This is a genomic window from Pontibacter ruber (assembly GCF_023630205.1).
Lineage (GTDB): Bacteria > Bacteroidota > Bacteroidia > Cytophagales > Hymenobacteraceae > Pontibacter > Pontibacter ruber.
Genome location: NZ_JALPRR010000003.1, coordinates 640,457 through 653,072, shown reverse-complemented (window position 1 = coordinate 653,072; position 12,616 = coordinate 640,457). Strand labels below are relative to the sequence as shown.

At 49.7% G+C, this 12,616-nt stretch carries 11 protein-coding genes; 3 read left to right on the top strand and 8 right to left on the bottom strand.

What is annotated here, in order from left to right:
• Window positions 1–84: 84 nt before the first annotated feature.
• The 3 genes from gldA to MJ611_RS14595 all read right to left on the bottom strand — a co-directional run bounded on the left by gldA (window position 85) and on the right by MJ611_RS14595 (window position 2,797).
• Window positions 85–999, bottom strand: a complete 915-nt coding sequence (gldA, locus tag MJ611_RS14605) for a gliding motility-associated ABC transporter ATP-binding subunit GldA (protein ID WP_250430653.1) — start codon at window positions 997–999, stop codon at window positions 85–87.
• A 126-nt stretch (window positions 1,000–1,125) separates the two neighbouring features.
• The gene (locus MJ611_RS14600) at window positions 1,126–1,830 is read right to left on the bottom strand and encodes an SDR family oxidoreductase (RefSeq protein ID WP_250430651.1); all 705 of its coding nucleotides are present in this window, start codon (window positions 1,828–1,830) and stop codon (window positions 1,126–1,128) included.
• Window positions 1,831–2,089: 259 nt separating this feature from the next.
• The gene (locus MJ611_RS14595; protein WP_250430650.1) at window positions 2,090–2,797 is read right to left on the bottom strand and encodes an SDR family oxidoreductase; all 708 of its coding nucleotides are present in this window, start codon (window positions 2,795–2,797) and stop codon (window positions 2,090–2,092) included.
• 114 nt (window positions 2,798–2,911) lie between these two features.
• Here MJ611_RS14595 and MJ611_RS14590 point away from each other — a divergent pair, with 114 nt between their 5' ends.
• A complete protein-coding gene (locus MJ611_RS14590) occupies window positions 2,912–3,643 on the top strand; it encodes an MlaE family ABC transporter permease (RefSeq protein ID WP_250430648.1) in 732 nt (243 codons plus the stop codon).
• Between the two features lie 15 nt (window positions 3,644–3,658).
• A complete protein-coding gene (locus MJ611_RS14585) occupies window positions 3,659–4,486 on the top strand; it encodes an ABC transporter ATP-binding protein (protein ID WP_250430646.1) in 828 nt (275 codons plus the stop codon).
• Between the two features lie 85 nt (window positions 4,487–4,571).
• On the opposite strand, the gene MJ611_RS14580 is transcribed toward MJ611_RS14585, so the two are convergent.
• The 4 genes from MJ611_RS14580 to MJ611_RS14565 form a co-directional block, all read right to left on the bottom strand.
• Window positions 4,572–5,873, bottom strand: coding sequence for a NupC/NupG family nucleoside CNT transporter (locus MJ611_RS14580; RefSeq protein WP_250430644.1), 1,302 nt, complete (start codon window positions 5,871–5,873; stop codon window positions 4,572–4,574).
• A 103-nt stretch (window positions 5,874–5,976) separates the two neighbouring features.
• Window positions 5,977–6,573 carry a bifunctional nuclease domain-containing protein gene (locus tag MJ611_RS14575; protein ID WP_250430642.1) on the bottom strand — a complete coding sequence of 199 codons (597 nt, stop codon included), beginning with the start codon at window positions 6,571–6,573 and terminating at the stop codon, window positions 5,977–5,979.
• Between the two features lie 17 nt (window positions 6,574–6,590).
• Window positions 6,591–7,568: an electron transfer flavoprotein subunit alpha/FixB family protein gene (locus tag MJ611_RS14570; protein ID WP_250430640.1), complete on the bottom strand. Its 978-nt coding sequence runs from the start codon at window positions 7,566–7,568 to the stop codon at window positions 6,591–6,593.
• A gap of 2 nt (window positions 7,569–7,570) precedes the next feature.
• Window positions 7,571–8,311: an electron transfer flavoprotein subunit beta/FixA family protein gene (locus tag MJ611_RS14565; protein ID WP_250430639.1), complete on the bottom strand. Its 741-nt coding sequence runs from the start codon at window positions 8,309–8,311 to the stop codon at window positions 7,571–7,573.
• Between the two features lie 67 nt (window positions 8,312–8,378).
• On the opposite strand from MJ611_RS14565, the gene MJ611_RS14560 reads away from it, so the two are divergent.
• The gene (locus MJ611_RS14560; RefSeq protein WP_250430638.1) at window positions 8,379–8,711 is read left to right on the top strand and encodes a tetratricopeptide repeat protein; all 333 of its coding nucleotides are present in this window, start codon (window positions 8,379–8,381) and stop codon (window positions 8,709–8,711) included.
• A 288-nt stretch (window positions 8,712–8,999) separates the two neighbouring features.
• On the opposite strand, the gene MJ611_RS14555 is transcribed toward MJ611_RS14560, so the two are convergent.
• Window positions 9,000–12,443, bottom strand: coding sequence for a pyruvate carboxylase (locus MJ611_RS14555; RefSeq protein WP_250430635.1), 3,444 nt, complete (start codon window positions 12,441–12,443; stop codon window positions 9,000–9,002).
• Window positions 12,444–12,616: the final 173 nt, after the last annotated feature.

The window sequence follows — 12,616 nt, the reverse complement described above, 5'->3', positions numbered from 1 at the left end:
TGCTGAATTATGAATTATGAATGAGTTCTGATTTATACATTATCGCTTCCTCATTTTTAATTCATAATTCTTAATTTCTAATTCTTAATTCTTAGTAAGCTGTTGGAATATCTTTTCGAGGGAGTTTTCTTCCTGGCGCAGGCCAACGAGCGGCCAGTTGCGCTCGGCTGCAATGCGGAACACGGCAGAGCGGATGTCGGCATCGCGGCGGGAGGTGACGCGGTACGTATGCCCCTGTGCCAGCGACACGTTGAGTACGCCCGGTATACTTTGCAGCGCCTCAGCTTCTATCGGCTGCTCAAACTCCACTAAGGTCACCTTTTCAGTTCGCTCTCCTGCCTGCAGGCTGGCTACATCGCTGTCGGCAACGAGTTTGCCCCGGTTGATGATCACTACGCGGTCACAGATGGCGGCCACCTCCTGCATGATGTGGGTAGAGAAAATAACTGTCTTATCCTGCCCGATCCGTTTGATCAGGGAGCGGATCTCCACGATCTGGTTCGGATCAAGGCCTGTGGTAGGCTCATCCAGGATGAGTACCTGCGGATCGTGCACCAGCGCCTGCGCCAGGCCTACGCGCTGGCGATAACCTTTGGAGAGCGCACCGATCTTCTTGCCCTGCTCCAGGGTGAGGCCACACAGTTCTACCATCTCCTTCACGCGCTCCTTCGCCTTGCGCCCACCTAAGCCATATACATTAGCTACAAAAGCCAGGTACTCGTGCACGTACATATCCAGGTAGAGGGGGTTGTGCTCGGGCAGGTAGCCTACGCTGCGGCGTACCTCAATAGGCTGCTGCACCACGTCAAAGCCGTTTACCAGTACCGTTCCGGAAGAAGGTGGCAGGTAGCAGGTCGCAATTTTCATGGTCGTGGACTTTCCGGCACCGTTCGGCCCCAGAAACCCCAGGATCTGCCCCTGCCCTACCGTAAAACTGATATCGTCTACGGCACGCTGTGTCCCGAATATTTTCGTAAGGTTCTTTACTTCAACAGACATGCTTTGTAATGATCAATGAATAATGAATAAGGATTGCTACAGTATGCTTGCACCATTATTCATTCGTCATTCTTAATTATTCATTAATTGAGCTTGCAAAGCTACAAAAGCCCCGCCAAAGTATAGTTATTTCTGTCGCTTCCCTTTCGGCATTAGCGGTCGAACTTCTATATCAACGTGGTGGTAATTCGGGTGCGACTCCAGGGCGTGCAGTATAGTAGCGGCAATATCTTCCGGCCGCATCATGTTCTCGTTAGCCGTTACGCTGTCGATGTTGTCGAAAAAGTTGGTTTGCACCGATCCCGGGTAGATACAGGTGACTTTTACGCCATACTCCCGCACCTCTTTGTAAAGCGAGTGGGATATGCCGCGCACCGCATGCTTGGTAGCACAATAACCCGACATCTCCTCAACACCTGTAGTACCGGCAATGGAGGAAATATTGATGATGTGCCCCTCCTCCATCTCTTTCATGCCCGGTACAACCAGGCGGGTACAGTAAAACAGTCCGTGCACATTCGTATCAAACATCAGGTGCCAGTCGTCCAGGCTTTGTTCTTCCAGTTTTGCTGATCGCCCCAGGCCGGCATTGTTCACCAGCACCGACACGTGTCCACCCAACTGCTCCACCGTTTGCTTGTAAGCCAACTGCACCGAATCTGCCCGGCGCACGTCACATTCAAATAAATGGAAGTTTTCATGCTGCAGTTCCGGCGCTGTTCGTCCCCAGCCTGCCACCTTTGCCCCTTTCTCTAAAAGTGCCTCTACGGTTGCCAGACCAATGCCCCGGCTCACGCCCGTTACCACCGCTATTTTCCCTGCTAATTCCATGTTTTTTAATTTTGAATGTGTGATTGAGTGGATGAGTGAATTTATAATTGTTGATTGTTTACCCACCCCTGCCCCTCCGAGGAGGGGATTTTCCTGCACGTTTTGGATTAGAATGATCTTCAGGTAATGCTTTTCCGCCGAAGTCGGTGGGCTCACCAATAAATTATACTTTTACGGCATGTGCCTGCTGGTGAAAACACACAGCAAGGGCATATGGATTTATAAACTCTTTAACACTCTAACTCCCAAACTCTCTAACTTATATGTCTCCCAACTGTGGGCGGATCAGGATCTCTTCCACTACGCTGCTTGGCGACAACGTATAGGCTCCGTAAATAGCCAGGGCTACATCCTCGGACTTCATAAAGCGCTCCGGAGGCAAATCCACACCTTCCCAACTGGCCGTCAGGGTAGCTCCCGGCAGTATGGCCGTTACTTTAACATTGTGCTCCTTCAACTCCTCGCGCAGCACTTTGGTCATGCCGTAAATGGCGAACTTGGAAATGCAGTAAGAGCCGCCGTTTGTATAAGCCGTAATACTGGCCGTAGAGCACATGTTAAAAATATGCCCTGAGCGACGTTTGATCATATCGCCCACGAAGGCTTTGGTGATGTAATAGGCGCTGTACAGGTTGGTATTGATCATTAAAGGGAGCGCCTCGTCGTCTTCTTCATGTATCTTGCCCGGTATGAACAAGCCGCTGTTGTTAACCAGCACATCCACCTTCACGCCTAGCGAACGCACATACTTTATAAACTCGTTCACCGATTCCCGCTTGCTCAGGTCGGCCTCTTTGTAGAACACCTTTGAGAAAGTATAACTCTGTTCAATATCCAGTTTTAACTTTTGCAGGTCATTTTCGTTTCGGGAACAGGTAATGATGTGAAAGCCTTCTTTGGCAAACTGCTCGATGATGGCTCTTCCGATTCCTTTAGTACCTCCTGTTACCAGAATATAGCGCTGCATATAGATGTGTGGTTTTATATGTTTTTAGATTTTAAACGTAATATAGGCATTATTAACTTACTTTTGGCTAACGCCCCTTTACTTACCTAACTGAACCCTTACCACAGGCACTTTATGTTGCAACATTTCGGAAAGTACCTCCTGTTTATGTCCAGCCTCTTTGTACGCGGAGAGTCGCCCCGGATCATATTCAACAGAACCATCGACGAAGCCATCCTGATCGGGATAAACTCCATCTTTATTGTAGCAATCGTATCGACCTTTATCGGGGCGGTAACCTGCGTGCAGGTATCCTATAACCTCACCAGTGCCCTGATCCCACGCTCCACCATCGGCTTTATGGTGCGCGAAATGACGATCCTGGAACTTGCCCCTACCATCACCTCCATTGTACTGGCAGGCAAGGTGGGCTCAAACATTGCGGGTGGCTTAGGTACCATGCAGATAACCGAGCAGGTAGATGCGCTGGAGGTAATGGGCATTAACTCTACCTCCTACCTCGTTCTGCCAAAGGTGATGGCTGCCGTACTTGTTTTCCCAATGCTGGTAGTACTGGCTATGTTCCTTTCTATTGCAGGTGGCTATGTAGCCGGTACGCTTACTGGCGAGATCACTGCGCAGGAGTATATTACAGGTATTCGCAGCGATTTTATACCTTACAACATCACGTTTGCCCTGATCAAGTCTATTGTATTTGCCTTTCTCATATCAACAATCTCCTCGTTCAGAGGGTATTATACTTCGGGAGGAGCCCTGGAAGTAGGTGCAGCAAGTACAACAGCCGTAACAAACAGTGTGATTGCCGTGTTGATTGCTGATTATGTGTGTGCGGAGGTGCTGTTGTAAGAAATATTACAAATCATGATTGAAATTCATAATATACATAAATCCTTTGGCGGCAAAAAGGTGCTCGACGGCATCAGCGGTGTTTTTGAAACAGGAAAAATCAACCTGTTGCTGGGCGCCAGCGGTACCGGTAAAAGCGTGCTGCTCAAATGCATCGTAGGTCTCATCAAGCCTGACCTGGGTAGCGTAACCTTCGATGGCACCTACTTCACCAACAACAAACTCGATATTCGCCAGGAAATCCGTCGCAAAATAGGCATGCTGTTTCAGGGCTCTGCCCTGTTCGACTCTATGACTGTGGAGGAAAATGTTGATTTCCCGCTTAAAATGCTCACCAACATGAGCAGAAAGGAACGCATAGAACGTGTAAACTTCTGTCTTAAGCGTGTCGGGCTGGAAGGGGCAAATAGAAAAATGCCCTCCGAGCTGAGTGGGGGTATGAAAAAGCGTGTGGGTATAGCACGAGCCATTGCGCCTAATTGTACCTACCTGTTCTGCGATGAACCTAACTCCGGCCTCGACCCGCAAACAGCCTTGAAAATTGATGAACTGATCAAGGAGATAACGGAAGAGTATAACATCACTACCATTATCGTAACGCACGACATGAACTCCGTGATCGAGATCGGAGACAAGATCATGTTCCTGTTTGAAGGCAAGAAGCTGTGGGAAGGCACCAAGGACGAGATTATGGATACGGATATTAAGGAACTGAACGACTTTATTTTCGCCAACCGCCTGATGCGCGATGCTAAGCGCATTGAAGAGGAAGACCGCGAAGAGGAGCAGGAACGTGAGGCAGAAGAACACGCCCGCTTGGAAAAAAACAAACCTGCAGGTTAATCCTATCTACCTACCCGGAGTATAACTAACACAAAGGGCTCCTGTTCCGCAGAACAGGAGCCCTTTGTGTTAGTTATACTTGCTATTAGATACTAAATAACATACCTGCAACAGTAGCCGACATCATACAGGCAATAGAGGCGCCTAAGAGCGACAAAAGGCCCAGCCTAGAGATGTTGCCCTGCTGGTTAGGAGCCATACCGCCGATACCTCCCACCTGAATAGCAATAGAGCTAAAGTTTGAGAACCCGCAAAGCGCGTACGTAGCCATGATGATCGATTTGGTAGAAAGCGTACCCGCTGCTTTCATATTTGCCAGGTCCAGGTAAGCTACAAACTCATTTACTGCCGTTTTCTGACCGAGTAAGCTGCCTACCTGCAGGGTGTCAACCCACGGAACTCCCATAATAAAAGCAAACACCCGGAATATCTGCCCCAGAATATATTGGAACGAAAAGCCGTTGAAACGACCATCTGTACTTGAAACTACAAGCTCATTCAGGCCTGTTACGCCACCAAGTTTTAAAAGAATATAGTTCAGCAAAGCAATAACAGCAATGAAGGCCAGCAACATACCACCTACGTTGGCGGCCAGCCTCAAACCATCGGATGCTCCCCTCGAAACAGCATCAATGATGTTAACCCCTAACTGCTCTTCGTTAACTTCTAAGTGGGTGTTGATCTTATACTGCTCGGTTTCCGGAACCAGCATTTTAGAAAGCACGATACCAGCCGGGGCATTCATGATGGAAGCTGTTAAAAGGTGCGCTGCAAAAATTGCCTGCTGTGCCGGATCATTGCCTCCTAGAAACGAAACATATGCAGCGAGCACACCTCCAGCCAGCGTAGCCATACCGCCTGTCATCAAACACATCAGTTCGGATCTGGTCATGCGGCTAATGAACGGACGCACCAGTAGCGGAGCTTCTGTCTGCCCCATGAAGATGTTACCTGCAGCTGAAAGGCTTTCAGCACCTGACAAACGCATGCCTTTCGACATAACCCAGGCAATACCGTAAACGATCTTCTGCAGCACGCCCAGGTAATAAAGGCCAGAAGACACAGCCGAAAAGAAGATAATGGTTGGTAAGACGGAAAAAGCGAAGATGAAGCCAAGCCCGCCGTTCTGTGCCGGATCGGCCAGGTTACCAAAAAGAAATTTAGCTCCTTCTGTCGAGAAGCTTAAAAGCTTAACAAAAGCCTTGCTAACAAAAGCAAATCCATCAGCTACCAACGGTACCTTTGTAACTAAAACACCGAACAGGAGCTGTAGAAATACGCCATAGGCAACCAGTTTCCAGTCAATGGCTTTCCTTTTTGTAGAAAACAAAAAGCCGATCGATAACAGGACAACCAAGCCTATTAAACCTCTAAAAATATCGAACATATCTGGGCTAAAAATTTGCCAAAAGTAAGGCTAAAATCCATTAAAACAAAAAGTCCTGCCCCTCTGTTGAGGCAGGACTTTTAAAGTACAGGTATTGTTAAAATCAGTTACGCTTGTTCAACTCGTCGCGGATCTTGGCGGCACGCTCATAATCTTCTTTCTCCAGGGCCTCGTTCAACATTTTGTTGAGCTCATCCACAGAGGTCTGGCTAAGTGACTCTTTGGTAGTGGAGGCAGGAGTAGTACTTTTTACCGACATTTCTTCGGTTTCCTCCTCTTCCTCTTCCAGGTCGCTGAGAATGATGCCTGCCTCAGACAGCACGCTTTCCACGGTGTAGATCGGAACCCCGAAACGAAGCCCGATCGCAATCGCATCGGAAGGACGTGCGTCCAGTTCAAACTCCCTGCTTCCGTCGGTGCACATGATCTTGGAATAGAACACCCCCTCTTTCAGATCTGAAATCAGGATCTCCGTAATGCTCACGTTTACCTGCTCTGCAAAGGTTTTGAACAGGTCGTGGGTGAGCGGACGGTTGGGGTTGATCTTTTCTATCTGGATGGCGATAGACTGTGCCTCAAACATACCAATGATGATGGGCAGCCTCCTGTTGCCATCCCTCTCTCCTAGCACCAGCGCAAAAGACCCTGTCTGGGACTGGCTGGAAGAGAGTCCGAGTATCTCTAACTGAATTTTTTTCACAATAAGCGCTTCTAAGTCTATTTGTCTAAAGCTTTGGCAGCTTCTATTAATTTCGGAACAACCTCCAAAGCGTCGCCAACTATCCCATAATCAGCGGCTTTAAAGAACGGAGCTTCCGGATCCTTATTAATAACGACAATCACTTTAGAAGAGTTAACCCCAGCCAGGTGTTGGATGGCACCAGAAATACCAACGGCGATGTATAAATTAGGGCTAACCGTGATACCCGTCTGACCTACGTGCTCGTGGTGAGGACGCCAGCCAATATCGGCCACAGGCTTGGAGCAGGCAGTAGCAGCACCCAGGGCTTTAGCCAGATCCTCGATCAGGTGCCAGTTTTCAGGGCCTTTCAGACCACGGCCACCCGATACTACTATTTCAGCCTCTGGTAACAGCACACCACCGTCTGTATCCTGCATAACCGTCTCTTTCGGAGCAGCTGCAAAGTCAGCATCGGTCAAATCGGCAGAGAACTTCTCTACGGTAGCAGTACCACCCTGATTAGTTATTTCAATAGAGTTTTTCTTAACAGCAATGATCTTCACGTCAGAAGTTAGCTCCACATCGGCAAAAGCTTTACCCGAGAACACACCACGCGTTACCGTGAAAGAGTTACCATTTATCTTAGGAAGTTGTGTTACGTTCGTAGCCAGCGAGCCGTTCAGGCGAACAGCCAGCCTGGAGCCAACAGCAGCACCAATGTTGGTGTTGGAGAAGATGATAACTTTTGAATTTTCCTGCGCGGCAGCTTTTGCAATCACTTTCACATAAGCTTCTGTCACAAAGTTGTTCAGGCGCGGGTCGTTGTCGTACAGCACGCGGCTGATGCCCTGCTCGCCCAGCTTTGCCAGGGCATCTTCGTGCACCTCGCCAATGGCCAGCGCTGTAGCCGTTGTGCCAAGCTCTTTGGCTACCTGGCTTCCGTAAGAAGCGGCCTCCAGCGAGGACTTCTTTATCTCTCCGTTTAATCCTTCTACTAAAACTAAAACTGACATATTTATAGTACTTTAGCTTCGTTTCTCAATAATGTAATCAATTCGCCTGCATTTTCTGCATCGATCATGCGTACGCCGCCTTTTTTCTCAGGCTTGCTGTAGCTCACATACTCGGTTTTTGCCTCGTTGCCTGCCGGCTCCACCACTTTCAGTGGCTTGGTACGTGCTGTCATGATGCCGCGCATGTTCGGGATACGGGGCTCGCTCATCGGCTGCTGTGCACTGGCCACAAACGGCAGCTGCACCTCTACAACCTCTTTGCCACCTTCGATCTCACGCTCCAGGCGAGCCGTGTTGTCGTTGATCATATCCAGCTTGAAGGCAGGAACGATAGAGGGTATACCCAGCAGTTCGCCTACCATGCCGTGCACCTGCGAGCCGTTGTAGTCGATCGACTCCTTGCCCATCAGGATCATGTCGTAGCCGCCTTCTTTGGCAATGGCAGCAATTTGCTGTGCTACAAAGAATGCGTCTTTCGGGTGCGCGTTTACGCGGATGGCATCGTCTGCACCAATAGCCAGCGCTTTACGGATATTGGGCTCAGCGTCGGCTTCGCCTACGTTTAAAACTGTTACGGTACCGCCCTTGGCTTCTTTCAGCTCAATGGCTCTGGTCAGCGCATACTCGTCCCATGGGTTGATCACGAACTGAACGCCGTTTTTATCAAAGCTTTTGCTATCGCCCGTGAAGTTGATTTTTGAAGTCGTATCTGGAACGTTACTTATGCAAACTAATATTTTCATGGTTAGAAATGTTAGCTTATTAAATTATAGATTTGTGCGAAGTTAGTTAAAATATAGCCAAATAGAAATGTCTCAGAATAGATTAGAACAACTTTTCAGGTTCCTGGAAGATGACCCGAACGACCCCTTCACACTATATGCCATTGCTACCGAATACCGCAATATTGACAAGCATAAGGCAATGGAATATTATGAAAAGCTCCTGTCTGAGCACGAAAACTACGTAGGCACCTATTATCATGCCGCCAAGCTATACGAAGAGTTTGGTCAGAACGATGCCGCCGAACGCATTTATAAAAAAGGAATGCAGATCAGTCGCCAGGAAGGCAACTTACATGCCTTTTCAGAGCTGCAGCAAGCCTACAATAAAATGATGGGCCTCGACTACGAAGACGATTAATCCGGTAACCTCGGCTTGAATCAAAAATAGTATGCATGCAGCATAATCACAAGTATAAAACCGGTATTCTGTACAAAATGTTTTGATTTAGGGTAATTTATACTTGCAGGCCACAGCAGTCAGTACTTAAAAGAGCCCTATATAAGCCTGGTAGCTTATACTTTGCGTTGCCTTTACTTCAGGTCTGTCGGGTTAAACAAGGTACACGTTATACTTCGGGCGTAAAAAGAAGAGCCATTGCACCATGAACTGCTGCAATGGCTCTTATAGTATTAAATAGAAGTATACTTACGACAAGGTCAGGATCAGGTCATCGGTGTTAACCAGCGAACCTTCTGCCAGGTGCACAGATGCAACCTGCGTATCTTCCGAAGCGGTGATGGTCGTTTCCATTTTCATGGCCTCGATCACAAACAGCGGCGTGTTCTTCTTGATTGGTTGCTCCTTCTCTACCAGTATCTTCGACAGCAGCCCTTGCAGCGGTGCCCCAATGTGCTTCGGGTTGGCCTTGTCTACCTTCTGGTGCTCTACGCGCTCCACCTTCACCGATTTGTCGCGCACCTCGATGTTACGCGTCTGGCCGTTAAGCTTGAAGAAGACCGTACGCATACCGTCTTCGTTAACGTGGCCCATCGACTGGTATTTGATCACGATAGATTTACCGCGGGCAATGTCGATGATGGCTTCTTCGCCGGGCTGCATGCCGTAAAAGAACAAACGTGTCGGGATCTTTGAAACTTCGCCAAACTGTTCGTAATGCTTGTAGTACCCTTCGTATACTTTCGGGTACAGCTGGTACGACAGGAAATCGGTATACCTGGTGTGCTCCCCGAATTTCTCCTGGAACGCCTTGAACTCCTTGTCGACGTCTACCGGCTCCAGGTGTTCGTTGGGTCTGCCCTCGAATGGTTTCTCGTTCTTAAGTATAATGGACTGCAGCTTTTTCGGGAAACCACCCACCGGCTGCCCCAAATCGCCGCGGAAGAACGACTGCACTGATTCCGGGAAAGAGATCTGATCGCCGCGCTCCAGCACGTCCACAGCCGTCAGGTTATTGGAAACCATGTACAAGGCCATATCCCCTATTACCTTCGAACTTGGCGTTACTTTCACCAGGTCGCCGAACATCTGGTTTACCTCTGCATAGGTCTCCTTGATCAGCTCCCATTTATCGCCTAAACCAAGCGCATTGGCCTGCGGACGCAGGTTGGAGTACTGTCCACCCGGTATCTCGTGGCGGTATACTTCCGCCGTGCCCGCTTTCAGGCCGGATTCGAACGGATAGTAATACTCCCGCACCGTTTCCCAGTAGTTGGAGTGGCGGTTCAGGCTCACCTGGTCAAACTCGCGATGCCTCATCTGGAAGCGCATCATCTCCACGGTAGCGTTGAAGTTTGGCTGCGAGGTTAAGCCTGACATGGAACCCAGCGCCACGTCCACCACATTCACGCCTGCCTCAATTGCCTTCAGGTAGGTGGCAGACTGGATGGAAGCGGTATCGTGCGTGTGCAGGTGGATCGGCAGCTTTACGGTATCGCGCAGCGCCTCTACCAGCACCTGTGCTGCGTAGGGCTTCAGCAGGCCGGCCATGTCTTTGATAGCCAGGATGTGGGCGCCGGCATCTTCCAGTTGCCTGGCCAGTTGCAGGTAATAATCTAACGTATACTTTGTCTTGGATGGATTCAGGATATCGCCGGTATAGCAGATGGCGCCTTCGGCCAGGCCACCCGTACGTTTGCGCACAAAGTCGATGCACGGCTCCATGCTCTTCATCCAGTTCAGCGAATCGAAAATACGGAAGATGTCCACGCCCGTCTCCCATGACTTCTCCACAAACGACTCGATCAGGTTATCCGGATAGGCTTTGTAGCCTACGCCGTTGGAGCCCCGGATGAGCATCTGCAGCAGGATGTTCGGCACAGCTTTGCGGATCTGGGCCAGGCGGTCCCACGGGTCTTCGTGCAGGAAGCGGAGGCACACGTCAAACGTAGCGCCGCCCCATACTTCCATACTAAAGGTTTGCGGGTGATCTTTGGCAAAAGCCTCAGCTACCTTCATCATGTCAAAAGTGCGCATGCGCGTGGCTAGCAGCGACTGGTGCGCATCCCGGAAAGTGGTGTCGGTGTAGTGGATCTGCTTTTCGTTGCGCAGCCATTTTGAGAATTCATCCGGCCCCAGCTTTGTCAGCAGCTCTTTGGTGCCTTCTTCGTAAGGCTTGTTCAGGTTGAACCCGTGAAAATCCGGCTTGGAGAGCACCTTGGTCTTGTCCGGGTTCTTTACGTCCGGGTTTCCGTTCACGATCACATCTGCCAGAAAAGAGAGCATTTTGGTAGCTCGGTCCAGGCTCTTCTTGAACACGAACAGTTCCGGGTGGTTCTTAACAAAATCAACGGTGGCATCGCCTGAGATAAAGACAGGGTGGTTGATGATGTTCTGCAGGAACTGGATGTTGTGCTTTACCCCACGGATTCGGAACTCGTCCAGTGTGCGCGACATCTTCATGGCGGCATGGCGCAGTGTCGGCGCCTGCGCCGATACTTTTACCAGCAGCGAATCGAAGAACGGGCTGATCTTGGCGCCCTGGTACACGCTGCCCTGGTCCAAACGGATGCCGAAGCCTCCGGCGCTGCGGTAAGCGATGATGGTGCCGTAGTCTGGCTTGAACTCGTTTTCCGGGTCTTCGGTGGTGATGCGGCACTGAATGGCCACCCCGTTGGCACGCACGATATGGTTTGGCCCCAGCAGCACCTCTTCATGATCCAGCGGATATCCGTCTGCAATAAAGATCTGTGTCTTGATCAGGTCAATGCCCGTGATCATTTCTGTTACCGTGTGCTCAACCTGGATGCGCGGGTTTACTTCAATAAAGAAGATGTTGTTGGTATGCGGCTCCACCAAAAACTCCACCGTACCCACGTTATTATAGTTTACCGCCTTGCAGATGCTGATGGCGTAGTCGTACAGTTTCCGGCGGGTATCCTCGTTCAGGCTGATAGCCGGCGCCACCTCCACCACTTTCTGGAAACGTCGCTGCACCGAGCAATCGCGCTCGAACAGGTGCGTGATGTTGCCATAGTTATCGGCCACGATCTGTACTTCGATGTGCTTGGGGTTCTCTACATACTTCTCAAGGAACAGGGTGTCGTCGCCAAAAGCTTTCAGGGCTTCGTTTTTGGCCTCGAAAAAGCCTTTTTCCAGTTGCTCGTCGTCCCTAATCACGCGCATACCGCGGCCACCGCCACCGGCAGCGGCTTTCAGCATCAGCGGATAACCGATCCGGTGCGCCTCTTCGCGTGCTGTTTCGTAGGTATTCAGGTCCAGGTCGTTGCTTTGAATGATGGGCACATCGCAGCTCATGGCCACCTTCTTGGCAGAGATCTTGTCGCCAAGCGCACCCATCACATCGGGTTTCGGACCGATGAAGATGATGCCGTTCTCAGCACATTTGCGGGAAAAATGCTGGTTTTCCGACAAAAATCCATAACCCGGATGTATGGCGTCTACGCCATTTTCTTTGGCGATGCGGATGATGCCATCAATATCGAGGTATGGTTGCAGCGGCTGGTTGTCTTTGCCGATCTGGTATGCTTCGTCGGCCTTGTAGCGGTGAAGCGAGTAACGGTCTTCGTACGTATATATGGCTACCGTCTGGATACCAAGCTCTGTACAGGCACGTAATACCCTGATGGCAATTTCGCCACGATTGGCGACGAGTACTTTCTTAATTTTCATAGAAGGTGAGGTGTATTTATTTAATGCAATGAAAAGGTGCTGCTGCTCATATAACTATGATGCAGACAGTCAATTTTATTACAAGACACTGGTTAAGTATTTAAGTGAAAAATTCGTCCGATTCACTTTTGGAAAATACTACGGTAGAGAAAGTTTCTGTTAATACAGTATTT

Coding starts and splice junctions, on each gene's coding strand:
- MJ611_RS14590 (WP_250430648.1), top strand. CDS start 2,912: ATGTTGCAACATTTCGGAAAGTACCTCCTGTTTATGTCCAGCCTCTTT.
- MJ611_RS14585 (WP_250430646.1), top strand. CDS start 3,659: ATGATTGAAATTCATAATATACATAAATCCTTTGGCGGCAAAAAGGTG.
- MJ611_RS14565 (WP_250430639.1), bottom strand. CDS start 8,311: ATGAAAATATTAGTTTGCATAAGTAACGTTCCAGATACGACTTCAAAA.
- MJ611_RS14595 (WP_250430650.1), bottom strand. CDS start 2,797: ATGCAGCGCTATATTCTGGTAACAGGAGGTACTAAAGGAATCGGAAGA.
- MJ611_RS14600 (WP_250430651.1), bottom strand. CDS start 1,830: ATGGAATTAGCAGGGAAAATAGCGGTGGTAACGGGCGTGAGCCGGGGC.
- MJ611_RS14560 (WP_250430638.1), top strand. CDS start 8,379: ATGTCTCAGAATAGATTAGAACAACTTTTCAGGTTCCTGGAAGATGAC.
- MJ611_RS14580 (WP_250430644.1), bottom strand. CDS start 5,873: ATGTTCGATATTTTTAGAGGTTTAATAGGCTTGGTTGTCCTGTTATCG.
- gldA (WP_250430653.1), bottom strand. CDS start 999: ATGTCTGTTGAAGTAAAGAACCTTACGAAAATATTCGGGACACAGCGT.
- MJ611_RS14570 (WP_250430640.1), bottom strand. CDS start 7,568: ATGTCAGTTTTAGTTTTAGTAGAAGGATTAAACGGAGAGATAAAGAAG.
- MJ611_RS14555 (WP_250430635.1), bottom strand. CDS start 12,443: ATGAAAATTAAGAAAGTACTCGTCGCCAATCGTGGCGAAATTGCCATC.